The sequence below is a fragment of the Rothia sp. HMSC058E10 genome, from assembly GCF_001809415.1.
GTDB lineage: Bacteria > Actinomycetota > Actinomycetes > Actinomycetales > Micrococcaceae > Rothia > Rothia dentocariosa.
Map to the genome: position 1 here is coordinate 1 of NZ_KV797630.1, position 25,226 is coordinate 25,226.

Genomic DNA, 25,226 nt, shown 5'->3' on the forward strand with positions numbered 1-25,226 from the left:
AGGGTGGAGTCTTCTCAGAAAACTAGATAAAAACCTCTCTTGGCGGTTTGGCACGGTTAAAGTGTCAGGGTACCTAGGTACCGTCGAGGTATCAGAAAAATACCCCGCACTTTCACGGGGCGGCACCCCATCGAGAGGATCAGCACCTATGGCACAGCACCCCCTAAGCGCATCCCGCATCGTTGCAACCGCCGAGGATATTGTTAGCGCCGATCATCAGTTCCTCATGTCCACGGGAACGCTCGTACACCACGAAACCTTCGATATAGAGGCCATTCGCCGCGATTTAGAACAGCTCATTGCCGAGCGTGTTTGTCTGCAGGTCGCCCCGGCGTCAAATTCCTGCACCCGGATGCTCACTCAGCATCGTTATGGCGAGGCCGGATTCCAGCAAAATCTTCACGAATTACGCCGGGCGGCGCAGAACGCTATCCTAATGGTTTTCCCGCACGATCAGCTTGAGATTGGTCTTCGTTTCGAGCGGATTCAGGGCACCAAGCTGGCGCTGACGCGTATGTATTGCAGCCCCCGTTACGGTGATGCCTGGTATAAGCATTGGGCGCCGCGGGTGTTGCCCTTGGAAGGGTATGCTTTCGCCACCGAGAGCCGCCCGGGTTCCGGCGATTTCAGGATTAATACCGCACAGTTCCTCAATATGCTGGGCCTGCTGGAAGTCGCCATGATGGGGCTTGACGTGAGTGAATGGGACCTGTGGGAGTGCGAAAACCCCAAGGACGCCTGCACCAAATTCAAACGGGAACGCCGGGATGTGCGCCGCCGCATTCGCGAAGATTATGGCATGACCGCTTAGGGTTTTCGGGCAGAGCAAAGCTCCCCACCCACCGAACGATGCGGTGCGCGGGGAGCCAGCACGGTTACGGATTAGCCACGGTGTGCGTAACGGTACAGGAACGCCGCCATAGCCTCACGACTGATGCTCTCGTGGGGACGGAAAGTTCCGTCATCCCAACCGGTCGTAATCTTGCTGTCATGCAGCCAGGCAATTTCACGGTAGAACATGTTCTGTTCGGGAACATCCTTGAAAGGCGCATTCTGCACTTCAACCGGCGGTTTCCCAGAGTAACGGTAGAAGAATGCGGCCATAGCCTCGCGGCTGACGGGGTCGTGAGGACGGAAAGTCTTATCAGGCCAGCCGGTGGTAATACCTTGCTGCTGGAACCAGATGATTTCCTTGTAGAAGGGGTCGCCTTCCTTCACGTCGGTAAAGGGGGAATCCTTCGGCAGCTGTACCTCGGGCGATCCGGACATACGGTAGAAGAACGCCGCAATAGCCTCACGTTCGATGCTTTCGTGCGGGCGGAACGTGCCATCGACCCAGCCGGTTGTGATGTTCTGCCCGGCAAGCCAGGTAATCTCGCGGTAGAACATATCGCCTTCGTGCACATCCGAGAACGACTGAGCGGGCTCTGCCGGTTTACTCGGCTCAGGTTCGGCAGGCTTACTGGGCTCCGGCTCGGTAGGCTTCGACGGTTCCGGTGCTGGGGTCGTCGGGGCCGGGTCAGCTGATTTACTCGGCTCAGGGGTTGGAGCAGGGTCAGCGGGTTTGGTAGGCTCAGGCGCTGGTGCCTCGGAGCTTTCCGATGGCTCGGGAGTCGGTGTTTCAGCCGGTTTGCTGGGCTCGGGCGTGGGTTGCGTCGGCTCAGGGGTGGGTTCCGGGGTCGGATCAGCAGGTTTCGGCTGTTCGGGGGGTGCCGGTGTCTTAGCGGTATTCACCAGACGGTTGAGCCACAGGTTAGATTCCAGACCGTCATTCTTCTCAACCATCGTGGGGAAGATAATATCCCCATTCGGCAGCTCAAGCGCATTGTACGACCCGCTCTTATCGGTCGAACGCAAGTCAGAGAGCGGCACATCGTGATCAAATTCAAGGGTCTTTGACATCCAGACCAGGCGGCCGTTTGCGGAATCGACCGCCACAATCTTGTCGCCAGCGGTGAAGAACGATGCGATCGCCCCCATACCGTGCGGCGCTGTGGAGCTTTCGCGCACCGTTGTGAAGGAAGAACCATCGTACTTGAGAACCTGCACGGCACTGGCGCTTGCGGCGTAGTTATTCCACCGGTAGACATATCCGTCTGGAGTGGTGAGCAGGCCGTTGAGGCTGGCTGCCTCTTCCGCATCCTTGGGCTGGGTTTGCTCAACCACCGAAATACCCTGAGCACTCAGATGTAGCAGCTGACCGTTCTGAATCTTGTTGCCCTCTTCGTTGTACACAGATTTATTGGGGCTGTATAGGAACGAGCCGTCGGGCAGCGGCGCAAGCGTGCGGGTGCTTCCGGTGAAAACGTCGCCATAGTATTCGCTCAGGTCATCGGCGTGTGCCACCGAGGGGTCAAAATCCAGCGGAGATTTGACGGTTTGCGCTTTCACCGTGCCATCGGAGGCGACGTTGACGTACCGCGCCTGCCCGCTGCTGTCGGCGGTGAGCACAGCCCAGCTGTTGGTCGCTTCGTTGTAACCGAGCGCCAGAATATTTTCGGATTCGCTGAAGGTGACACCCGCGAAAGCACCCTGAGATACAAGCTTGCCGGATTCATCTACCCGGTAGCGTTCCAAGGCGCGAGTATTCGCGTTCACAAACACGATATCGCCGGTGGCGGGGTTGGCGGCAAAGTGCGCGCTGGAACCCATCGGCAGGGTTGCAGACTCTGTCTGCTGCAAAGTCTTTGGGTCGATGACCGCGTAGCGTGCATCCGCCCCGCCGCCGAAGCTTTTACCTGCCGCGTAGAAAAGATAAGAGCCCGCGCGCACGGTATTTTGCGGATTATTAATATCGGTACCCGAATTCAGGCTCTCGCCCAGTTTATAGCCGCTGTTTTGGGCATCTTTCGCCTTAGTACCGGAATACGAGAAAGTAAGAGCGTCCAGTCCCACACCGTCTTCGTAGAAGTTCGAGAATGCGTGATTACCCTCGGCGGTGAGATTAGCCGCAACATTGCTCCAGGTGACAATGCCGTCTTTTTCACTCTGTTGGGCGGTTTTGAGCGAGAGCTTCGCCATCGGGATTTCGTGGGGTCCTTCCCACTGCCCGGAGGTGTAATTTTTGGTGCGTACAACCATGTAGAGTGTGCCGGTGCCCTGTGCCGCATCCACCTCGATGCGCGGGTTTGAGAGCGTTAGGTTCAGCGAGCATTCTTCGGGTTTATTGCGGTCGGCGCAGTGCGAGATATATTGAACTTTGCCGGAGCCCTGAAGTGAAACTTGGTTACCGTCCTCGGAAACTTTGGCTTCTTGGTTGGGGAAGGTGAACAGGTCGGTGGCGTTGTAGCTTGCACCTTCGCTGACCTTGTACGGTTCGCCGATGTAGTTGCGGAATGAGGTTTTGATACCCCAGGTGATATTTCCGGTGCTCTGGTTCTGTTCGGCGGTTACCGCTACACCGGAATCGGCGTGAGCGTTCACGGCCAAAAGCGGAGTTGCGGGCAAGAGCATGGTGCCTGCGAGAGTGAGCGCGCAGATGCGTCTGAGGGTGCGCTGGCGCGATGCAAACGTGAAAGACATGTGTAATCCTCGTTGATCTATTGAGTTAGGACACCCTTAATGTAGCAACACCCTACCCTTAATACAAAAGAGCTTAACGCCACTCTGTGACGAGTTGTCGCTACAAAGTGTTCATACACTACAATGCCCTCACTTCGCTGCAATAGAGAGCTAACAACAACATGCAGACCACCGAAAAACTCTAGATTTTATTCGATATTTCTAATACTAAATACCGTGAGAATATTTTTAATATGCTCTTCTAAAATGCTTAATATTACGGCTAGAACCAGCCGCGCTTCTTAAAGAAGAGATACACCGCCACACACGCCACCACCATGAGCACGAGCGACGCCGGGTATCCGTAGGTCCACTTCAGCTCGGGCATATCCTCAAAGTTCATACCGTAGATAGACCCAATGATCGTGGGCACCACCAGGATCGCGGCACCCGCCGAAATACGCTTCATATCTTCGTTTTGCTGCTGTGCCACAATCGTATCGTGCACCGTAAGCGTGTTCTGCAGGGATGTGCGCAGATCCTCCAGGCGCTCCTTAACCTGCACCACGTGATCCTGAATATTGCGGAACTGCCGTTGCAGCTCATCCTTCTCCTGCGCGATTTCGGTTGCGGTAGCGCCCAGGTAGGGGCTGACATCAAGTACGCCGTCACGAATCTGCTGCACGATGCGCGCGAGCATCATGTCGAGCGGTTTGCAGGCACGCTGAAAATCGGCAACCTGGTTGAGCAGTTCGTAGGTGCGGCGTGACAGTGTGCGGTCGCCGGCGCCGGTTTCTTGGAAGAGCGCATCCTCAATTTCGTCGCCGTCGTTTTCGAGCCCTTCGAGCACCGGCATGTAACCGTCTACCGTCTGGTCGATGATGCGGTGCAGCAGGCGTATGGGCGAGCCGTCCGGAGTGGCGTAAATCAGGTTGAAGAGTTCATACACTGCCTGCTGCGGATGTATCTGGTCGTTCACGATGCTCAGCAGGTAATCACGCCCCAAGAACATGTGCATCTCACCCAGGCGCACCTCTTCTTCGGCATCCAGGTAAATCGCGGGACGTACCACCGCAAACAGGGAGCCTTCATAGCTTTCAAGTTTGGCGCGCTGATGCCCGTGCGAGGCGTCTTCGAGCGCGAGTCCGTGCAGATTAAAGGTTTGCTGAAGCTCGCGCAGCTCCCGCGCGTTCGGGGTCATGTAGCCGAGCGCCACGCTTGCACCGCCCTCACGGTAAGCATCAAGCGCCTCGGACTGGGTAACCCCCATACGAATGCGGTCCTGCTGCGGATAAATAGCACCGGTTACATACGACATAGGTTAAGTGTAGGGGCAGGCCCCCAGGTACTAAAAAGAGCCTTTATTCGAATAAAGAGTATTTTTCGCCGCTTTATTCAAATAAAGGGTCTTTTTATGCAGGGGATTTATCGAATGCGCTGGTAGATCTGAGTTGCGGGGTCCCGTTCAAGTATTCCGTGATCCACGCCGTAGCGACGCACCAAGGCAGGGTCATCCGTGTACCGCCTGATGCGCTCGTTCATCTCTCATGGCTACTAATCATCATATGGGCCTATAAAACGGGATCCATTAAGATGAATCATGTGAGTAGGATCGCTTGCAACCCATGCCTCAGTTTCCCACGCAAGGTCAGCAAGGAACTTACGCATGGTCTTCCTATTAGGAAAACAAGACACAAACACTAACCCCGCAGTTGAACCGGCAAATAGCTTCTTCAGTTCCAAATAACGTGTTGTATCAACTGGACCATGCGTTGAAGCAGCTTCCATCAAAAATAGCCAATTCTTATCATGTTGATACACAACTAAATCTGGCATCTTGCCGTGGAGATTTAAAGATACGCCTAACCCCTCAAGATACTTTTCTTTATAAAGCATAGTCTTATCATCAGCGTCACCTATATAAAGAATTTCTCCACCAGGAATAAAATATTCACAGAATTCTTCCACCATCGCCTTAATGAGGTTATTCTGCCCTCCAGCTTTGAGGGTTGTTTTAACTCCATCTGGCATAGTCACAGGTATTCGAGCCATTTCCCGGGCTGCTTGCTGCTGTGCCAGCTGACTAGGACTATCTGCTAAATACTCTTCCAATGCAATCTGAAACTCTTCCCGATATTGCGGATCAGGATCATAAAGGCGAATAACACGAAGAGCATTAGGAGAAACTCTGTAAACATTCTTTGAGGAGTTGGTCGGGCGCAAAGGGTCGTCATCATTATGAAGACAAAATCCTGAATCGACAAACTGATGTAATACAAATCGACGTACGGTCTCGCGAGAATTTTCAGCTATATTCTTGTCAAGACTATTTCGCATCCAGTCCATAATTCCCCGAACTCCTATTCGAGGATTATCTGCATCCGCCCATGAATCATTTTCAGTAAGATTAAGCAGACTCAAAAGTGTACGTCCAGCCATCTCATTAGTACGTTTATCATCAAATTCAAAGAGCTTAAGAATATCCTGGGCTTCTCTCAACATAGTCATGCTACTTTTACCTCTTTCGGAATATTAAGTATATTTACAATATCGTGTCCCGGATCCTCAGAATGAGCTAAATCCCTAAGCTGACTATCAGAGGGAAAAGGTATACGACGTATATCAGTAGCATTCACCTGCGTGTGCCCGCTAAAAACTCGGAAATATGCATCTACCTGGTCTGAGTTAAGCCAACGTGCAATTCCTTCAGCAATCTCAATATCGATTCCTTCTCCACTACAGTGTATATAGTTAAGTTTGTTATCAAAAGCGGCAGGTTCAGCAGCATTGTATACAGCAGCAACAATACGACGTTTTTCTTCTTTAGCAGTAAAACGCTTGATAAGCACATAAGTACCAGCAGGAACTATATATTTTGAAGAGGTTTCATTATAAGTGTCAAACCACTGAGTTTTCTTGCTATCATATTTTGGATGTTCGACTATTCCTGTAGCAATATTTGTAGGCTGCAACAACGGGCAAGCTCCTATAATGTTTTCACTCAAAAGAAGATTTTTCAACCTAAAACCTACTACTTTTCCCGTTGAGACTTGAAGCCCAAGAGTAGCAAGAGTTTCACGGGCTTGATTCACTTGTTCTACGATCTTGTCATCTTCATAATTTGCAGGAACAAACACAAAATCACCCGTAACAACCTGCCCATAAGGAACAGTGCGAGTCACTTGAATATGATTCTGATCTCGCGAGACACTCAGCTCAACTTGGGGCGACACAGAGCCCTTGTATGCACCAACGATGATAATCTCTTGCAAAACCTCAGACTCTTGAAAAACAGTAGATCGTGATTCAAAAGTATGAATCTTATCTATAGATAGATCAGATATATAACGTTTTCGAAATGAAGTATAGTATGTACCATTCATCCATGACCGTGGAGTAATAGCAATTTGATAACCTTGTGGTTTAAGTAATTCCGCCCCGAGCGCCATAAAAGCAGAATACATATTTGGAACTATATATCCTATATTCTTCAATGAAAAGACAGTCGGGGAATTTGCAGATAGTTTATAGTAGGGAGGATTCTGTATAACAACATCATATTGTTTAGAGGTGCTAATTCCCCAGTCAATAAAATTCTGCGTGATAAGTTCTGTATGCACTCCAAGAGACTTACAATCTTCAAGAGTTTTACGGAGATAAGGAAGAGCGTTTTCATCAGTTTCTACAGCGGTTACGTGAATCTTAGCTTTAGGATGCTTACTCAAGATACGATCCACCATCGTAGCTAATAAAATACCGGTCCCTGACCCAGGGTCTAAAATATAAAAATTATCCTTCCCCTGAGGGACACGGACCATTGATGACATAATCCGAGCTACTGCTAGAGGGGTAAGAAACTGTCCTAACTCCGATTGCCTATTGCGATCAAGGGCTAGAAGAGCCTCCTGACGCCGGTTCTCGGCACGGGTCACTATATCCATACTCTTAAGACTACCGAGGCATTCCATGACTACCAACCCATATCGTCATCTTGCGGTCCATTATCTATCTCAGTGACGCCGATACCTTCATACCCCATACACATTATGGTTTTGTATCAATTGCATCTTCAGGCAGACCTAAGAAACGTAAGGTAATGTCTATTTGAGCGTCACCCATCACTTCCTCAGATCTACCGCTGAGTAACTACTTACTCTATGTGAATGAAGAGTATTTTTCGAGCTTTATTCCCTTTTTTGCTGAAGAGTCTAAACGAAAAATCCTACCTAGCCTTAGATACACGTGATGCCGCAACTTCTAAAGTTACGGCATCCGGAACGGCGTTCTGAGGGGCCAAACCCCACTACTACCGATAATTAATCTACCGGTTTTCAGAACGTTCTGTCAATAGAATCCTTCAGATTATGACGAGCCTAATCCATCAAGTCGCGGACCACAATAGTCTGGTCGCGGTCGGGGCCTACGCCGATCGCCGAGATGCGGCAGCCAGAAAGTTCTTCAAGCTTATGCACATATTTGCGGGCATTCTCGGGCAGCTCGTCCAGGGTTTTCGCATCCGAAATGCTCTCGTTCCAGCCGTCGAAGTACTCGTAAATCGGCTTCGCGTGGTGAAAATCGGTCTGCGTCATCGGTATTTCGTCAAAGCGCACGCCGTCCACCTCATACGCCACGCATACGGGGATCTTCTCAAGACCGGTGAGCACATCCAACTTGGTGATAAACAGGTCGGTAAACCCGTTGATGCGCACCGCCTGGCGCGCAAGCACCGCATCGTACCAGCCGCATCGGCGTGGACGCCCCGTGTTCACACCGAACTCGCCGCCGGTTGTGCGCAGGAAATCGCCCATCTTATCGAAGAGCTCGGTGGGGAACGGACCAGCACCCACGCGGGTGGTGTACGCCTTCTGAATACCAATCACGCGAGAAATGCGGGTTGGGCCAACACCTGATCCCACGCAGGCGCCCCCGGCGGTCGGGTTTGAGGAGGTCACGAACGGGTAGGTGCCGTGATCGACGTCGAGGAAGGTCGCCTGGCCGCCCTCCATGAGCAGGGTTTTACCCTCATCCAGCGCCTTATTGAGCAGCTGAGTAGTATCAACGATCATGGGTTTGAGCCGCTCGGCGTAAGACATGAAATAGTCCACGATCTCGTCTGCCTCAACATGGCGGCGGTTGTACACCTTCACGAGCAGCTGGTTTTTCTGCCGCAGCGCGCCTTCAACCTTCTGCCACAGAATCGACTCATCCAAAATATCCTGCATGCGAATACCTAAGCGCCCTACCTTATCCATGTAGGCAGGCCCAATACCGCGCCCGGTCGTGCCGATTGCGCGCTTCCCCAAGAAACGTTCGGTGACCTTATCCATCGTCTGGTGGTACGGTGCCACAAGGTGGGCATTTGCCGAGATTTTGAGTTTAGAGGTGTCGGCGCCGCGCGCCTGCAGACCCTCAATCTCAGAGAAAAGTGCCTCCGGGTTCACCACCACGCCGTTGCCGATCACGGGGGTTGCGTTCTCGCTCAGAATGCCGGCGGGCAGCAGCTTAAGCTCAAATTTTTGGCCGTTCACCACCACGGTATGTCCAGCGTTGTTGCCGCCGTTCGGCTTGACCACGTAGTCCGCGCGGGGTCCGAGCAGGTCGGTTGCCTTACCTTTACCTTCATCGCCCCACTGGGCGCCCACGATCACAACAGCTGACATTCTTGCTCCTCTAGGATGTAGTCCCCGCCGTTTCGGCGGCCGTGCGCGGGTTCTTCAAACCCTCTTAGGCACACATTTGTTAATCATAACGCGACCCTGTGACAGTGCATCTATTATTTAGCGATTGCAACACATCTTTTCCGTGAGTTTCTGCGGCGTAAACCCCGTGATTCGGCGGTAAAAGCCGCTTTGGAGGACCAACATACAGGATGCGCGCCCGGGGCAACCTGCTGCGAGCGCGCATCCATGAATTATGCCCGGGTGTATGCCCCAGGTACCGCATGAACTTTCTTATTTGAGAATCTTGATGAAGGTCATGGGGTAGTCGTACATTTCACCGCGATTAGCCGCGATAGCGCCTAAGATGTGGAAGATAATCATGAGTATGCCGGTGACTGATACCACCAAAAACCATATCGGAGACATGATGAAGAGGGTGATAACCATCAGGAGGAATGCGGCGGTGTTAATAACCCACATGGAGAAGTTGAAATTAAAGGCGCGGCGCGATGATTCTTTGGTGAATTCGTAGCCGGGCTTGTCTTTGTAGATGAGCCAGAAGATGAGCGGGGCTATGAAGCTCAGCGTGTTCAGCGACAGCAGCATGGCGAGAAGCGATGAGAGGTGTGCGAATATCGCCATGTTTTTTGCGTCCGGGGTAATACCTTGGTGGTTATATTCTGGCCGTTGCTGGCTGTAACCCGAACCCGACTGTTGGTTATAACCGGGCTGATTCTGGTAGTTCGGCTGTCCGTTGTTGTAGTTAGGGTCGTAGGTCATAAGAACCTCCTCAATGCAGCGTGTTGGGCTGTGTTTTACAGTATATGCCGCCTACCTTAATGCAACATGGGAATCGTGGGGAAAGGATATTTGTAGTCCTCACCAGAATTTGCTTTAACCGCCCCGATAATGTGGAACACGACAGCGGTAACGCCCAAGCCTGCGATCAGAAGCCACAGTATGGGAAACATCGTAAAGAACAGCATAAATGGTTCGCCGGATTGGCTTTGCGCCCCTATGATGAGGGATATTACCATCAGCAGAACCAGCAGCAGGAATGAACTAAAGATAATGATAGCTAGGGTCACGCCCAGGTTGAATGTTCGTGCGGCGGCGCTGCGTACTCGCTCATAGCCGGGTTTGTCTTTGTAAACCGCCCAGAAGATCAGCGGAATTAAGAATCCTGCAATCCCGGAAAGATGCGCGAGCATCGCCATGTTGTTAACGTCAGTGGGCTGCTGTATCACATAGACCGGCTGCCCGTAGCCCGGTTGTGGGTAGCCTTGGCTCGGCTGCTGTGGGTTGTATCCCGGCGGGTATGGCTGCTGGCCCTGGTTAGGCTGCGGATTCTGCTGGTAGGGGTCTTGGTTGGGGTCAAAGTTTGACTGGCTCATGTTTTCACCCGTTCTGTGTGTTGTCGTCTCTGTGTTTCGTGTTCAAGCTTTTCATGGCGTCCATCTTCAAGGGCTTGCTCAAAGCTCCTGCCCGATGCGCCCGCCGCCTCGGTACTATCGCAGGATAGGCAAGGTGGGCAGAGGGTACTTATAGTCTTCACCGGAATTTGATTTAACCGCGGCGACAATCTGGAAAATAATCATCAAAACCTGAACAACGCAGCTTATCAGAACCATGAGGGTTATGGGTGCGAACATCCCCATGGCACTGGAAACAGCGGTGCTCGGATCGTTGGTCGACGCCATACCGGGTACGACCATCGTAAAAATATAGACAAACCCGCTCAGCAGGGTGATAAGAACAATCAGGTATCCCGTCAGCCCAAAATTGAAGGACCGCGCGGCGGCACGGCGTGCCAGTTCGTACCCGGGTTTATCTTTGTAGATAGCCCAGATAACGAGCGGAATAATAAACCCACCTAAAAGCCCGGAAAGATGCCCCCACATGGCAACCGTGCTGACATCGTTGGTTTGTTGAGTCACATATATAGGCTGCCCTGGTGGGTACGGCTGTTGGTACTGTCCCTGGTTAGGTTGCGGGTTCTGCTGATAGGGGTTGTGGTTGGGATCAAAATTTGGCTGACTCATGACAATATTCCATTCTTGAGGCTGCTACCCCACCCCGTCGGGTCTGATGCAGACTTCCATGCGAGCCGGGCACAGCATCCTTACCGTGCTCGACCACGCGAGCAACTCAGCTTCGACAAGGTTTTTATTCGGTGTTTTTGGTCTTTTTATCATAGCGCGCACCATATTTATACGGTAGATTTTTGTGGCACGAATACCGGGTGTTTTGAGGGAGTATATAAAACTATAGAAGTAAAGAATTTTATATTTATATATAAATTTTATAAATATTTTTAGTGTCCTTGATAAAACTCTAGAGTAAAACTTCTTAGAATTGATAGTGCAAGACACATCGTTGTTTTTTTAAAACGCGATGCGCTCGCATATCACACCGAACCATAGTTACCAAAAGTGCTGACTCGGGTTCGACACTATCAAACACAAGGAGCATCATGGCATCCACCAACACCTGGCGGGCGTGTACCCGCATCGGGTTATCGGCGGTTTTGGGGCTCGGTCTTATCGCCTCCACGGCGGTACCACTCAACGCAGCAGAGAAACCGTTGAGAGGGCAAGACCCAGACTTGAGAACCTCACAACAGCACACGCAGCAGCAGGTACTCTCCCCCAGCATGCTAAAGGCGCAGGGCACCATACCGGTCTACGTCAAGTTCAAGGGTCAAGGCGCCTATGAGCAGACCCAGCCGCGGGCGGTTCTGCAGAACAGGCAGGCACCCGTGAACGCTCAGGCACAGGTGCAGGCGATCAAGACCCGTGTAGAGTCACAGGCGCAGTCCGTAGCGGGAGAATCGCACGCAAAAGTTCTATACACCACCCATAACGTGATGCCGGGCGTGGCGCTCATGGGCGATGCCCAGGCGATTCGTGATCTCGCATCCCGCCCGGATGTTGAGCGCATTAGCCCGATCGTGCCGAAATACCGTCAAAATGCGGGTTCTGTCGTCGATACCGGGGCCGCCGAGAATTGGGCGCGGCAAAACACCGGGTACACCGGCAAGGGCATCAAGATTGCGGTGATCGATTCGGGGATTGATTACACGCACGCCGACTTTGGCGGACCCGGCACGAAAGAAGCCTTTGACGAGGCCACGAAACTCACCAATATGCCGGAAGCATCCTCCGGTCTCTACGACCCCGCGAAGTTCTTAGGCGGGTACGATCTTGCCGGTGACGACTACGACGGACTGAACACGGCGGTGCCCGATAACAACCCGATCGACTGCATCAGCGGCGGTCACGGCACCCACGTGGCGGGTACTGCGGCAGGTTGGGGCGTGGATGCGCAGGGCAAGACCTTCCGCGGCGACTATTCCACGCTGACACCCGAGAAACTGGGTGAGATGAAGATCGGTCCCGGTTCTGCACCGGATGCTCAGCTGTACAGTTTCCGCGTCTTCGGGTGCAGCGGCGCCACCAACCTGGTGGGTCAGGCTCTCGATAAGGTGCTCGACCCCAACGGCGACGGCGATTTCTCAGACCGCGCGCAGGTGGTGAACATGTCTCTTGGTGGCGAGTTCTCCCCCGAAGATGACCCAGAATCCTACGCCGTCGAAACGCTGTTCCGCCAGGGTGTGCTCGCCGTTGTCTCGGCGGGTAACGCGAATGGATACAACGGTGTAGGCGATACCTACTCGGACTCTGGCCAGCCCGCGAACGCTATTTCGGCGCTGACGGTGGCGAACTCGGTGGGTTCAACCTACGCCATGGATGCGGCGCAGATTCTTGCACCCAGCCAGATTGCTGGGAAGATTCCGGGCGACTATTCGGTGGACTATAACTACTCGAAAGCCTCCGAAGAGACCCTGCGGGGTCAAGTCGTTGCGGCATCCGCATCGAATAAGTTCGGGTGTGAGGCATTCAGCGCCGAAGACGCCGCCAAGCTCAAGGATCGGTGGGTCTTTATCGAGTGGGCAAACGAGGACGGTACTATTTCGTGCGGCTCGAAAGTCCGTTTCGACAATGCTGAGAAAGCTGGCGCTAAGGGCGTCGTCCTGTCCTCCCAGGAAGAGCGCGCCGAACTGGGGATCGCCGGGAACGAAACTATTCCGGGCTTCAGGGTGGCGAAGAGCGCATCCGATAAGGTTCGCGAGGCTGCACAGGCTGGCACCCTAGAGATTCGCCTGGGCGAAGACCTCAAGGGTGGTCTGCGTGTTCAGAGCGGTAAATTTGATGAGCTGACAACTTCGAGCGCACGCGGGTTCCACGGATCGTACGGGTACACGAAGCCCGATCTCGCTGCACCGGGGAATAATATTTCCTCTGCCGCCGTGGGTACCGGAACGGGCTCGATTCAGTACACGGGTACGTCGATGTCTGCGCCCTTTGCCTCCGGTGTGGCGGCGCAGGTGTTGCAGGCGCATCAGGATTATTCGCCGATTCAGATCAAGGCGGCGATGATGAACAGCGCAGATCATGACCTGCACGATGCCGCCGGGCATACCTACGCGGTGGATCGCGTGGGTTCGGGGCGCATTGATGCGAAGGCCGCTGTTGATACCCGCGTGCTTCTGTACAACGCAGACCGTCCCGAGCAGGTCTCGCAGACTTTCGGCGTGCTGGAATATGCGGCAGACGCAGGCCAGCAGTCGCTCACCCGCGAGATGACGGTCGAGAATTTCGATTCTAAGGCGCACACCTACTCGATTTCCTATGCGGGAAGCACCGATATGCCCGGTGTTGAATTCTCGATGCCTTCCAGCATTACGGTGCAGCCGGGTGAGAAGAAGAATTTCCAGGTGAAGGTCACGATCGACCCGGCACGCTTGGAGAAAACTATGGACCCGGCGATGGAAAAGACCCAGTCCTCCATCGACCTGAACACGGGTAAGACCGTGGTTCCCGAGCAGGCGCGGCAGTTTATCGCCTCCGAATCCGGGCGTATTAAGCTGACCGAAGGCGACCAAACCCTGCGCGTTCCCCTGCATGCGGCACCCAAACCGGTTTCGACCATGAAGGTTGCGGGCAACAACATTCAGGTTCCCGCTGGATCCTCCCAGACGCGAGTCACATTAGAGGGCACCGAGCTGAACCAGGGCGGATACCGCTCCCTGCTGGGGGCCTTCGAGTGGGGTGCATCGGTGAATCGCGTTAACCCGACCAACCTGTGGGTCAGCAGCGATATGAAGGCGAACCTACAGCATGTGGGTGCGTCCTCGAACGCGCCCGCGCTCAAGGGTGCGGGCAAAGACCCGAACGAAGGCACGCTTTCCTTCGGCATCAGCACGTGGAGGAACTGGGATGTGATCTCTGAGGAAAACACCTTCACGGTCAATATTGATACGGACGGCAATAACCGCGCCGATTATGTGCTCAAAACCGACCGTTCCGCAGGGTTGGACTTCCCGATCGTGCGCCTGATGGGCTACAAAAACGGGTCTTTGGAGCAGCTCGCCTACTATCCGCTCAACGGCGCCTGGGGCGATACCGATACAAACATGATGGACACAAACACACTCATCATGAGCGTACCCCTGAAGGATCTGGGGTTGACGGCCGAAAACGCCCCGCAGATTCGCTACAGCGTTGAGTCCATCACCCAGTACGAGTGGGAGAACGTCAGCCAGACCGACTGGATTACCTACAGCCCCTTCGCCCCGAAGGTGTGGTTCAGCGGTACCGAGTCGAGCATCCCCGGGCTTTTCGCGGATGCCCCGGCCACCGAGCTGACGCTGCACCGCGCCTCGGATGCGGGTTCGGCTAAGGCTCTCTTCCTGCACCTGCACAACGGCACCGGGGACCTTTCGGGTTCTCAGGGTGCAAGCGGCGAGCGCGCCCAGGTGCTTCCGGTGAGCGAGCAGAGCACGGAGACCCCTTCTGCCCCGCGCTTCACGGATGTGAAGGAGGGCGATATGTTCTACACCGAGATCGCCTGGCTGGCGCAGCGGCGTATCACGACCGGCTATCCGGATGGTTCGTTCCGCCCCGCCGAGAATACGAGCCGTGCCGCCATGGCGGCGTACTTCTACCGCCTGGCGGGTTCGCCGCAGTTCACCGCGCCGAGCACGCCCACGTTCAAGGATGTGGCTCCCGGCGACCAGTTCTACAAGGAGATTGAGTGGTTTGCGGCGCAGCGGCTGACGACGGGGTATGCGGATGGCACCTTCCGCCCGCAGGATGCGGTTAACCGCGATGCTATGGCGGCGTTCTTCTACCGGTATGCGGGCAGCCCGGCCTTCACGGCACCGGATAAGCCCACGTTTAAGGATGTTGCCCCGAATAGCATGTTCTACCGCGAGATCGAATGGCTTGCCGCGCAGAAGGTGACGACCGGGTGGCCGGATCAAACCTACCGCCCGTTGGAGCCTATCCACCGCGATGCGATGGCGGCGTTCCTGTACCGCTACAACCAGGGCGTGCTCAAGGCTGAGGGTTAGCCCCCCCCCTAATCCGCCCCGCGAGCAGCGGTTTTCGCCCGAGAAGGTGGGAAAATCCTACCTTTTCGGGCGTATCCCCGCTTCTTACGAGGGTTAACACATATTCACTCCGCATCATCTGTACATTGTTACCTTCAAAGGATCAAGGAGTATGATATGCTTCCGAATCATCGCAGACGAGGCGCCTTAGGGTGCCTTGCCGCCGCGACAAGTATTCTGTTAGCGCTTGGCACGCCTGCCAGCGCAGACATAAACCCGGGCGGTATCAACGAAAACGGGCAGTACCTCGCAACCCCCACACCGCAGAATTCAGATGCTCTCTCCCCCACCATGAAAAAGGCGGAAGGAGATGTGCTCGTCTTCGTTAAGTTCAAGGGTCAGGGTGCCTACGAGCAGACCCAGCCCGACGAGGTTCTGCACAATAAACAGGAACCCGTTAAGAAGCAGGGTGAGGCCACCTCTATCAAGGATCAGGTCGAGAATCAGGCTCGCCAAGTGGCTCAGGATTCCGGTGCAGAAATACGTTATACCGTGCACAATACGATGCGCGGTGTAGCCCTGCACGGTAATGCCGAGAAAATCCGTTCTCTCGCCGGGCGGGATGATGTCGAGCGCATCACCCCCATTGTGGCGAAAAAGAGCATGAATGCTTATAGCGATATAGATTCTAAGGCCGTGCAGGCTTGGGCCGAAAGCACCGGATACACCGGCAAGGGCGTCAAGATCGCTGTGGTCGATTCCGGAATCGACTACACCCACACCGACTTTGGCGGACCCGGCACGAAAGAGGCTTACGAAAAGGCCAAGACTCTGACGGACCTGCCCGATGCCGACTCAGGGCTTATCGACCGGTCCAAAGTGGTTGGCGGTATCGACCTTGTGGGGGATGACTACAACGCTCTCGACGCGGGTTCGACCCCTAAGCCCGATAACAATCCACTCGACTGCCGTCCTGAAGGGTATGGAACCGGCGGGCACGGCACCCACGTAGCGGGTACCGCGGCGGGGTACGGGGTGAATGCCGACGGCAGTACCTTCCGCGGCGACTACTCCAAACTCACCGAAAACGATCTCAAGAACATGAAGATCGGTCCCGGTTCCGCCCCCGAGGCGCAGCTGCTGAGCATCCGCGTGTTCGGATGCCAGGGCAGCTCAAACGTGGTGATGCAGGGGCTCGACCGTGCCTTAGATCCCAATGAGGACGGCGACTTCTCGGATCGCGCCAATATCATCAACCTGTCCCTCGGCAGCGAATTTTCTCCGGCTGATGACCCTGACTCCGCTATGGTGGATGCCCTCGCGCAGCAAGGTATTCTCACCGTCACGGCGGCGGGTAACGCTAATGAGTTCAACGGCGTGGGTGATACCTACTCGGATTCGGGCAGCCCCGCCAACGCCGCATCCAGCATTTCGGTTGCGAACGCCAATGGCACTATGAGCGTGTCTGATCAGCTCAAAATTGTCAGCCCCGAAAACGGAATTCCCCTTGATTTTATTGACGGCATCTTTAGGGACTTTAAGTTTATTGATGGTGACTATTCGCTCAATTTCCCCCTCGATAAGGCACCTGCCGATAAACGCACCGGCTATGTCACCCTCGCGCCCGAACGCAACCATGACGGCTGTAAACCCTTCACCCCGGAAGAGGCTGAAAAGATCAAGGGTAAATGGGTGATGCTCGACTGGGAAGTAGACTACACCTACAAGGTCAACTGTTCCTCCGCCGAACGTTTCGATCATGTTGCCCAGGCGGGTGGCACGGGCGTGCTGCTCGTCCTCAAGGACTATCCTGCCCAACAAGGGTTTGGCGGTAACGCCACGATCCCCGGGTTCCGCATTAACACCGCCTTCGCCGCAGACATAAAACCCTACGTGGAGGCCGGAACTTTCAAGGTTGAAGCGAATGAGGCTTATAAGAAGGCAACGCATATTCCTACCAGGCTCGAATTCGGCCTCAATTCTATGAGTTCTCGCGGACAGCACGGCACCGAAGGATTCATCAAACCCGATGTTGCTGCGCCGGGAGTTGATATTTTTTCGGCGTCAGTCGGCCAGGGCACCGAAGGGGTTTACAACACCGGAACCTCAATGGCGGCACCGCATGTCTCCGGCATTGCCGCGCAGGTGATGCAGGCGCATCCAGACTATACCCCGGCTATGGTGAAGGCTGCGATCATGAACAGCGCAGACACCAATGTCACCAACAATTCAGGATATAAATATGCTGTTGATCGTGTGGGGTCTGGCTTCGTGAACGCCAAGAAGGCGGTTAACGCGAAGGTTCTGGTCTACAATGAGGAAACTCCCGAACGGGTTTCCCTATCATTCGGCGTTCTCGAATATCCTCTCGATGGCGAAGACCATACCGTAACCCGCAATATTGTCGTGCGGAATATGGATTCGGTGGCTCACACCTACGAGCTTTCGTACCAGAATGGTCCCGAAATCCCTGGTTCAGGTCCCGAAGTACCGCCCCTGGTGACCGTAGAACCGGGTGAGACCGTCAAAGTTCCTATCACCTTCTCGACTTACACCCCCTTCCTGGAAAAGACCATGGATCCCACCCTGGAGAAAGAGCAAACTGCCATGGCCTATACTGATGGGCAGTACCAGCCTATTATCTCGGGCAAACGTCAGTATATTGCGAGCGTCTCCGGCCGCATACTCCTTAAGGACGCGAACCAGGACGATTGGGAGGAGCTTATACGCCTGCCCGTTCATGCGGCGCCGAAGCCTATCTCTACGATGAAGGTTCAAGGCTCTGAGATTCAGTTTGAGAATGGTAAAGCCACCGAAACCACCGTCAAACTCGCCGGGCAGGATGTGAACCAGGGCGGCTACCGGTCCATGATGGGAGCCTTCGAGCTGGGGGCTGCAAGCCCGCGCATCCCCACCGAGAATTTGGATCTTCCCTCAAGCCAGAGCATGGATCTGCAGTATGTAGGTGCCGCTTCGGACGCTCCGGCGCTCAAGGCAGCCGGGCAGAATCCGAACGACGGTAAGATCTACTTCGGTATTTCAACCTGGGGTATTTGGGATTCCATGCACCCGGGACGTCAGCTTCAGGTGACGCTCGATACCAACCGTGACGGTAAGCCCGACTACAACCTTGAGGTGGGGCCCGAAAAGGGTCTGGATTACCCACTCGTGAAGGTGTGGAAGGCGAATGGGGATACCTGGGAAATAACCAATCGGTACCCGCTTAATGGCGCTTGGGGCGATACCGATACGAACATCATGGATACAAACGTGATGGTGCTGGGTGTGCCGCTCAAGGATCTGGGTTTGACAGCTGACTCGGCTTCGAGCATTGACTATGCGGTTTCAACGAACACGTGGAGCAATGCGAAGGCTGGCGGCGACTATGTTGATGCCACCGAGAAGATCTCTTTCAACCCGTTCGCACCGAAGGTATGGTTCGAGGGTGAGAGCGCGGGTGTTCCGGGGCTCTTTGCCGACCGTAACGGCGGCGAGGTGAAGGTGCACCGCGTTGAGGGCGAGAAGCCTTCGGCACTCTTCCTGCACCTGCACAACGGTACCGGCGATTTGAGCGGTCAGAACGGAGCTGCCGGTGAACGCGCCCAGGTGGTTCCGCTGAGCGAGCAGCAGCAGAGCAGTCTGCCGGGTCCGTCAGAGCCTACAGAGTCTCCGAAAGATAGTTCGCTGCCGGGCCCATCAGAACCCACGGAATCTCCGAAGGCAGATACGTCTTTGCCGAAATAGCGTGCAGAATACGCCAACTATGCGTTAGCACGCTGACCTGGCTGTATACCGATTCTGGTATATAGTCCACACGGTATATAACCGATCACGAATATGCTCTCGGTTCCTCCGGCAGTGAGGGAATCGAGAGCATATTCTTATATTCCGATACTGGTATAAAGCCTTGTCCGTGCCTATGTGTGAAGTTTTGGTGGGTATCCCGCACACCGGTTTCACCACGACAGGTTATCCCGAACGATGAAACAATACCCCCGCAGTAGAAAGCTCTAGGTTTATTAGAGGCTTTTCACTGCGAGGGTATTGTTATCGACTCTGAAAGTCTATGCTCTAGGCCTTACTAATCTTTCAAGATCTTCAAGGCGGGCAGCGGGTACTTATAATCCGTCTCTCCCGCATTGGCCTTCACCGCGCCAATAATGTGGCATACGAAAGCAGCAATCCCCCATATACCAACAACGATTGCCACAACCACCATGAGAATAACAGCGACAACCGCGAGTCCACTGCTTTTCCCAGCTACAGCAACTACTGCCAAAATAAGGGGAATGATCATACCCACAATCGTTGCAATCGAAATGGTAATCGAGACGTTGAAGGCACGCGCTGCGGCACGTTTAACAACCTCGTATCCGGGCTTATCCTTATAGATCGACCACATAATAAGCGTGGCGATCCAAGTAAGCAGAATGGATATATGCGCGAACGTTGCCTTGCCCTGCGCATCCGGCGCCTGTCCCGACACCGGCTGAGGCATACCCTGTGCGGGCTGTTGGCCATATTGATTGGGGTCAAAGTTCTGTTGGCTCATGATAGTGTACTTTCATTCGAGGTCTATCAGTGCGATGTGTGGGGTTCACCGAATATTAGGCGAACCTATCCAAGGCTAACAAAAATGCAAATAGTTCCGCCTGTTTTATACACCGCGACACTTTGTAGTATTTCTAGACTAAAAACAATAGCAAATTAGCTCTTTATAGCAAAAGATTCGATGAACTTTTTAGATTAGCTGCATTATCTTTCGTTCCCTCAGCAAAACGGCGCCCGCGTACACTAGAAGTATGCGTGAACTTCAGGAAAAAATAGTGGCTGAAATGGGTGTACGCCCCAATATGACCGAAGAGCAGGCGCGTGAGGAAGTACAACGGCGCGTACAATTCCTCTGCGACTACGCGAAAACTACTGGCACCCGCGGATTCGTGCTCGGTATTAGCGGCGGCATCGATTCCACACTGGCGGGCAGGCTCTGCCAACTCGCCAGCGAAAAACTCAACGCTGAAGGATACCAAGCTCAGTTCATGGCGGTGCGCCTGCCCTATAAAACCCAAGTCGACGAAGAAGACGCACAAAAAGCCCTCGAATTCATCGCCCCCGACCGTACCGTCACCTTCAATATTGCGGATGCGGTCGATGGCTTCGATGCCGCCTACACGGCTGCCGTGGGCACGCCCATCAGCGACTTCAACAAGGGAAATATTAAGGCGCGTGCCCGCATGATCGCCCAGTATGCGCTCGCTGGCGACCCGTCCCTGCTGGTCGTCGGAACCGACCACGCGGCGGAGTCCGTGACCGGTTTCTTCACGAAGTTCGGCGACGGAGGGGCGGATATACTGCCGCTCTCCGGACTGAACAAACGGCAGAATCAGCTGCTTCTGAGGGTTCTGGGTGCATCCGAACGGCTGTGGGCTAAGCCGCCGACAGCCGACCTGCTCGACGGTATCCCCGGGCGCACCGATGAGGACGAGCTCGGCATCACCTACCCGCAGATCGACGACTACTTGGAGGGTAAAGAAATTGACCCCGCTGTTGCCGAGAAGCTAGAGACTATCTACCTGCGCAGTCGGCATAAACGCACGGTTCCAGTGGGTATCGCCGATACGTGGTGGAAATAGCATAATCTTTGGGTGAGGCTCGTTGCCCGGCGGCTTATTCTGTGCTTACGCTTTTTCACACTGCCGGATGCGCGTGCGCCCGCTCGCCCAAAACAGAGCCACCCCGAGCGCGCACGACCCTATCTGCGTGACGGGGAAAGCCCAGGTGAGACCAGTAAATCCGAAAAGTGTATCGCCCGCGAAGACCGTGACGAAAAAGAAAACGCCCACGCTCGCGGTCAAAACTACCGCCGCCACGCCTTTACCGCAGGCTTGGAACCAGGCGACGAGCAACATCACTAACGCATAGAAAACGGTTGAGAAAAGCAGGGCGGTGAGTACCTGGTCCCCCGTCGTGATGATGCTGGGTCCGCCCGCAAGATACAGCGCCCAGTCGCGGAACGCCCAGACCGGAATCGAGAATATCGCCGAGGTTCCGACCGAGAGCAGCACCGCGACCTTGAGTGCGGCACGCAGACGCTCCCGATTCCCTGCACCGTAGGTATATGCAAAAAGTGGAATACTGCCCATGCAGATACCTGTACATAGGGTTTGCGGAACCATGATCAGGCGGATCGAGACGCCGAAGGAGGCGACCGCCGCATCGCCGTATTTAACCGCCAGGTTATTGAGCACCAGAGCAGAGACAACGAGGAAAAGACTCGATACCATTTGTGAGGAACCCACCGAGAGCACGGGTTTAAGCACGTCGGCAGAGAGCGTGAAGTCCTTGAGCGACCACGAAAAATTCTTGCTCTTCGCGGTCAGAAACAGCATGTAGTAGATAATGCAGGCGACGTTTGTCCCCATGAGAGCCCAGCCAGAGCCCGCCGCGCCCATGCGTAAAACGCCGATGAGCAGCACATCCAGCACGAGGTTGGCGAGTACTCCCCACAGCAGGCCGTACATGGATTGTTTGGCATAGCCTTCGGCACGCACCAGCTGTTCCAGGGTGAACATACACATCCAGGGCGGGGCGCCAAGGAACAGCACGGTCACGAACCAGCGAGTCGGTTCATAGGTGGCACCACCGGCACCCATCAGCCGAGTGAGCGGATCGACGAAGAAAATCCCCGCTACCGCTAGCCCTACACCGAAGATTAGAGAAGCATAGACGGCAAAAGAGGTGACTGCGGGAATGCGGGCGGTGTTGCCTTCACCCAGCAATCGTGCCGTAAGGGTGGATGCGCCCACCCCGAAAAGCCCCGCCAGCGCGGTAATGACGCCTACCACCGGGAACCCGAAGATAAGCGCGGCGAGGTCTTCAACCGTGCCAAAGTGCCCCACGAAATAGGAATTCACCACGTTGTAGATGGCGGTGATCGCCAGCCCGGTTGCCATGGGGATACCTAGGGCAAGCAGGGCGCGCATCACCGGGGCATCTTTGAGGAAATAGATATTTCGGGAGTCTTCACTCAGGTTGTTTTGATGAAGAACTTCGCGGGAAAGCTCGTCTGCACTTGCCGTCGATGCGGTATCCCCGGCAACTTGTGTTTCTGGTACACCGAGATGCTTGGCTTGGGGCACGGTGTACCTCCTTATAGGGTAATGGTCGGTGAACATAGCGACGGCGTGCGAACGCATGGAGTATAGGCATATAAGCCTGACAAGGGTATATATCCAGTCTGGAATAATCCCGCGGCATATGTATGTGCCATGCAATAACCTCACATGGCACCGATACCGCAAGTTTTTCCTTATATGCCGGTAAACGCATATAACCGGTTGGCTCTCCCTGAGTGCGGGGCTGCCGCCTCGCTTATCATACACGGCTGTGCCTGTATGGGGCATATGCAGGTCGTTCCATGACGGAATAACTTCTGATACTGCGCTGCACGGCAGAACCTTATATGCGGTTTTGAGCATATTATTTCAAGCTGCTTTGCCCGATATACCAAAAGCGTTATACAGCGGTGAAACTCTGTTTCCAGGGGTCACTGCAATATAATGCTTCGGGCATACACTCAGGTCAGAGCGTTTTCACGGGTGCGAATAACAGAAAGTGCAGACCCGCTACTCAGACTCAACCTTAATCTCGGTCACGCCGTGCTCGGGGGTGCCCGATGCGGGCGCATCCTTCACCTTAGTACCGCCGGTTGCGAAGAAGAGGATCACGCCCAGCACGCACGCCGAGATCTGGGTGAAGGGGAACGCCCAGGTGAGGCCGTCGAAGCCGAACCACATATTGCCGAAGATGACTGCGGGGAAGAAAAGCAGGGCAATGCCCAGGGTCATGAGCGTGGCGGGCAGGCCTTTACCGGCGGCCTGGAACCACGAGACGAACACGATGCTCACGGCGTTGAACACGGCGGCAAGCATGAGCGCGACCAGTACTTTCTCGCCGGTGGCGACCAGCGAGGAGTCGCCCACGAGCTCAAGAAGCTGGCGACGGAATATCAAGACGGGAATGGTGAAGATAATGGAGGTTGCCACCGATACCATTGCGGCGGTTTTCAGGGCCGAACGCACGCGGTCTCGATTGCGAGCACCGTAGGCATAGGCGAAGAGCGGAATACCTCCCATGCAAATACCCATACACAGCATTTCAGGTACCATGTTCAGGCGCATCGCCAGCCCAAAGGCGGCCACAGAATCGTCACCGTATCCTGCCGCAATATTGTTGAGCACCAGCGCGGAAACGGTCAGGTTTGCACTCTGAATCAGTTCGGCGGCACCCACGGCGAACACGGGTTTAATAATGTCGCCGGCGATCACAAAATCGCCGGGTTTCCAGGAGAAGTTGGGGCTCTTGCGAATAAGGAACTGCAGGTAGTACACCATGGATGCGGCGTTTGCGGCGAGCATCGCCCAACCGGCACCGGCGATACCCCAGCCGAGAACCGCAATCAGCAGAACATCGAAAATTGAGTTGATGACGACGCCCCAGATAATGCCGTACATGGATTGTTTGGCGTAACCTTCGGAACGCACCAGCTGTTCCAGGGTAAACATGCCGACCGAAAACGGCGCACCCAAAAAGAGCAGGTGCACGAAGGTTTTGGTCGGTTCAAAGGATGCTCCGGAGGCGCCCATCAGGCCGGTAATCGGGTCTGCGAACAGGAACCCGGCAATGGCGACCACCATGCCACAGGCGAGCGCAGAGTACAAGGCGAATGAGGTCACATTGCGAATACGTGTCTCATTTCCTTCGCCCAGCAGACGCGACGCCAGGGTTGATGAGCCCAAACCGAACACACCCGCGATCGCCATGATGATACCGAAAACAGGTACGCCATATCCGGTGGCGGCGAGCTCTTCGACGGTGCCGTAGTGCCCCACAAAGTAGGAGTTAATGACGTTGTAAATGCTGGTGATCGCCAGCCCTGCTGCCATGGGGATACCCAGGGAAAGAAGCGCCTTGAAAACGGGGGCATCTTTGAGCAGGTATATGTTTTTGGGATCGTCCATATTGGGCATCCCGGGGCCTGTATCAGGTGTGGGCACAGCCGGGATGGCACCAGTGGTGGAGGGTACGGTGCCTGTCACCGCCGGAACTGCACCGGTGACGGGCGGGTTCGCCTCGGACGGCGCTACTGTGCCAAGTTTTGCTGCAGTGTTGGGTTTGTCTGCCGCGCCGGTATTTTCGGGCAGGGCGTGTTTAGGTTTATGTGTCATAAAGATGCGTTTCTTGGTCTGTGGAGTGCGCCCGTCTCTGGGGCGGCATGGCTCAGGTAATATCGGTCGGCGCTACATGCCGGATGCGGGCAGGGGACTCTATTGTACCCGTTTCCTGTTGAGAAGTAAGCCCTTCCTCCCACTGCTTTTCCTCCCGACCCTCTCCCCTGCTTCCCTCTCTAATCTCCCACGCAAAAAGGCTCTTGATGTGAATAAAGAGAGTTTTTCAACGCTTTATTCACATCAAGAGCCTTTTTATACGCTAACGCTTTTAAAGGGGAAAATTTTTGCCTAAAGCATGCGGTAAAGTTATTAGTGCCCTCTTCCCGGAATGAGTCACCGGCACATTTCGTAGATAGTTCATTCCGTGATGACTCTCGGGGCGGATGAGCTGGAGCACCGCAGATTCCGAGTGCGCGAGGCACCAAATCTGCGTGCGGAAGG

The 25,226-nt window shown here is 54.6% G+C and carries 16 protein-coding genes; 4 read left to right on the forward strand and 12 right to left on the reverse strand.

Annotated features, from left to right (window positions below; translation table 11 throughout):
- The first annotated feature begins 148 nt into the window (after window positions 1-148).
- Complete coding sequence (locus HMPREF2609_RS05770; RefSeq protein ID WP_070449986.1) at window positions 149-811, forward strand: hypothetical protein; 663 nt, start codon at window positions 149-151, stop codon at window positions 809-811.
- A 71-nt stretch (window positions 812-882) separates the two neighbouring features.
- Here the strand turns inward: HMPREF2609_RS05770 and HMPREF2609_RS05775 are convergent, their stop codons facing one another.
- The 9 genes from HMPREF2609_RS05775 to HMPREF2609_RS05810 all read right to left on the reverse strand — a co-directional run bounded on the left by HMPREF2609_RS05775 (window position 883) and on the right by HMPREF2609_RS05810 (window position 11,203).
- Window positions 883-3,522: an HtaA domain-containing protein gene (locus tag HMPREF2609_RS05775; RefSeq protein ID WP_070535605.1), complete on the reverse strand. Its 2,640-nt coding sequence runs from the start codon at window positions 3,520-3,522 to the stop codon at window positions 883-885.
- 262 nt (window positions 3,523-3,784) lie between these two features.
- Window positions 3,785-4,819 carry a magnesium and cobalt transport protein CorA gene (locus tag HMPREF2609_RS05780; protein WP_070535608.1) on the reverse strand — a complete coding sequence of 345 codons (1,035 nt, stop codon included), beginning with the start codon at window positions 4,817-4,819 and terminating at the stop codon, window positions 3,785-3,787.
- A 107-nt stretch (window positions 4,820-4,926) separates the two neighbouring features.
- The gene (locus HMPREF2609_RS10630) at window positions 4,927-5,043 is read right to left on the reverse strand and encodes a DUF2087 domain-containing protein (RefSeq protein ID WP_246825591.1); all 117 of its coding nucleotides are present in this window, start codon (window positions 5,041-5,043) and stop codon (window positions 4,927-4,929) included.
- Between the two features lie 12 nt (window positions 5,044-5,055).
- Complete coding sequence (locus HMPREF2609_RS05785; protein ID WP_070535611.1) at window positions 5,056-6,009, reverse strand: BsuBI/PstI family type II restriction endonuclease; 954 nt, start codon at window positions 6,007-6,009, stop codon at window positions 5,056-5,058.
- Window positions 6,006-7,433: an Eco57I restriction-modification methylase domain-containing protein gene (locus HMPREF2609_RS05790; RefSeq protein WP_210391455.1), complete on the reverse strand. Its 1,428-nt coding sequence runs from the start codon at window positions 7,431-7,433 to the stop codon at window positions 6,006-6,008. The genes HMPREF2609_RS05785 and HMPREF2609_RS05790 overlap by 4 nt, the downstream gene beginning before the upstream one ends.
- Window positions 7,434-7,874: 441 nt before the next feature.
- A complete protein-coding gene (locus tag HMPREF2609_RS05795) occupies window positions 7,875-9,161 on the reverse strand; it encodes an adenylosuccinate synthase (protein WP_070535617.1) in 1,287 nt (428 codons plus the stop codon).
- A 291-nt stretch (window positions 9,162-9,452) separates the two neighbouring features.
- Window positions 9,453-9,941 (reverse strand): DUF4870 domain-containing protein, encoded by a 489-nt coding sequence (locus HMPREF2609_RS05800; protein ID WP_004006466.1) that lies wholly within the window; start codon window positions 9,939-9,941, stop codon window positions 9,453-9,455.
- 56 nt (window positions 9,942-9,997) lie between these two features.
- Window positions 9,998-10,555 carry a DUF4870 domain-containing protein gene (locus tag HMPREF2609_RS05805; protein WP_070535620.1) on the reverse strand — a complete coding sequence of 186 codons (558 nt, stop codon included), beginning with the start codon at window positions 10,553-10,555 and terminating at the stop codon, window positions 9,998-10,000.
- Between the two features lie 114 nt (window positions 10,556-10,669).
- Complete coding sequence (locus HMPREF2609_RS05810) at window positions 10,670-11,203, reverse strand: DUF4870 domain-containing protein (protein ID WP_070535623.1); 534 nt, start codon at window positions 11,201-11,203, stop codon at window positions 10,670-10,672.
- Window positions 11,204-11,634: 431 nt separating this feature from the next.
- Between HMPREF2609_RS05810 and HMPREF2609_RS05815 the strand changes: the two genes are divergently transcribed.
- Both HMPREF2609_RS05815 and HMPREF2609_RS05820 read left to right on the forward strand, forming a co-directional pair.
- Entirely contained in the window at window positions 11,635-15,576 is a 3,942-nt protein-coding gene (locus HMPREF2609_RS05815) for a S8 family serine peptidase (protein WP_070535626.1), read from the forward strand.
- 156 nt (window positions 15,577-15,732) lie between these two features.
- Window positions 15,733-19,299 (forward strand): S8 family peptidase, encoded by a 3,567-nt coding sequence (locus HMPREF2609_RS05820; protein ID WP_070535629.1) that lies wholly within the window; start codon window positions 15,733-15,735, stop codon window positions 19,297-19,299.
- Window positions 19,300-19,636: 337 nt separating this feature from the next.
- On the opposite strand, the gene HMPREF2609_RS05825 is transcribed toward HMPREF2609_RS05820, so the two are convergent.
- Entirely contained in the window at window positions 19,637-20,107 is a 471-nt protein-coding gene (locus tag HMPREF2609_RS05825) for a DUF4870 domain-containing protein (protein ID WP_070535632.1), read from the reverse strand.
- A 250-nt stretch (window positions 20,108-20,357) separates the two neighbouring features.
- Between HMPREF2609_RS05825 and nadE the strand changes: the two genes are divergently transcribed.
- Window positions 20,358-21,188, forward strand: coding sequence for an ammonia-dependent NAD(+) synthetase (gene nadE / locus HMPREF2609_RS05830; RefSeq protein ID WP_070535635.1), 831 nt, complete (start codon window positions 20,358-20,360; stop codon window positions 21,186-21,188).
- 45 nt (window positions 21,189-21,233) lie between these two features.
- Here the strand turns inward: nadE and HMPREF2609_RS05835 are convergent, their stop codons facing one another.
- Entirely contained in the window at window positions 21,234-22,694 is a 1,461-nt protein-coding gene (locus HMPREF2609_RS05835) for an MATE family efflux transporter (RefSeq protein ID WP_246825592.1), read from the reverse strand.
- Between the two features lie 486 nt (window positions 22,695-23,180).
- On the reverse strand, window positions 23,181-24,782 hold the full coding sequence (locus tag HMPREF2609_RS05840) for an MATE family efflux transporter (protein ID WP_070535638.1): 1,602 nt from the start codon (window positions 24,780-24,782) through the stop codon (window positions 23,181-23,183).
- Window positions 24,783-25,226 lie beyond the last annotated feature (444 nt).

What these genes read in the sequence shown, in the direction of transcription:
- HMPREF2609_RS05810 (WP_070535623.1), bottom strand. Translation starts at nt 11,203, where the DNA reads ATGAGTCAGCCAAATTTTGATCCCAACCACAACCCCTATCAGCAGAAC.
- HMPREF2609_RS05840 (WP_070535638.1), bottom strand. Translation starts at nt 24,782, where the DNA reads ATGACACATAAACCTAAACACGCCCTGCCCGAAAATACCGGCGCGGCA.
- HMPREF2609_RS05805 (WP_070535620.1), bottom strand. Translation starts at nt 10,555, where the DNA reads ATGAGCCAGTCAAACTTTGACCCCAACCAAGACCCCTACCAGCAGAAT.
- HMPREF2609_RS05795 (WP_070535617.1), bottom strand. Translation starts at nt 9,161, where the DNA reads ATGTCAGCTGTTGTGATCGTGGGCGCCCAGTGGGGCGATGAAGGTAAA.
- HMPREF2609_RS05825 (WP_070535632.1), bottom strand. Translation starts at nt 20,107, where the DNA reads ATGAGCCAACAGAACTTTGACCCCAATCAATATGGCCAACAGCCCGCA.
- HMPREF2609_RS10630 (WP_246825591.1), bottom strand. Translation starts at nt 5,043, where the DNA reads ATGAACGAGCGCATCAGGCGGTACACGGATGACCCTGCCTTGGTGCGT.
- HMPREF2609_RS05780 (WP_070535608.1), bottom strand. Translation starts at nt 4,819, where the DNA reads ATGTCGTATGTAACCGGTGCTATTTATCCGCAGCAGGACCGCATTCGT.
- nadE (WP_070535635.1), top strand. Translation starts at nt 20,358, where the DNA reads ATGCGTGAACTTCAGGAAAAAATAGTGGCTGAAATGGGTGTACGCCCC.
- HMPREF2609_RS05800 (WP_004006466.1), bottom strand. Translation starts at nt 9,941, where the DNA reads ATGACCTACGACCCTAACTACAACAACGGACAGCCGAACTACCAGAAT.
- HMPREF2609_RS05785 (WP_070535611.1), bottom strand. Translation starts at nt 6,009, where the DNA reads ATGACTATGTTGAGAGAAGCCCAGGATATTCTTAAGCTCTTTGAATTT.
- HMPREF2609_RS05815 (WP_070535626.1), top strand. Translation starts at nt 11,635, where the DNA reads ATGGCATCCACCAACACCTGGCGGGCGTGTACCCGCATCGGGTTATCG.
- HMPREF2609_RS05775 (WP_070535605.1), bottom strand. Translation starts at nt 3,522, where the DNA reads ATGTCTTTCACGTTTGCATCGCGCCAGCGCACCCTCAGACGCATCTGC.
- HMPREF2609_RS05770 (WP_070449986.1), top strand. Translation starts at nt 149, where the DNA reads ATGGCACAGCACCCCCTAAGCGCATCCCGCATCGTTGCAACCGCCGAG.
- HMPREF2609_RS05820 (WP_070535629.1), top strand. Translation starts at nt 15,733, where the DNA reads ATGCTTCCGAATCATCGCAGACGAGGCGCCTTAGGGTGCCTTGCCGCC.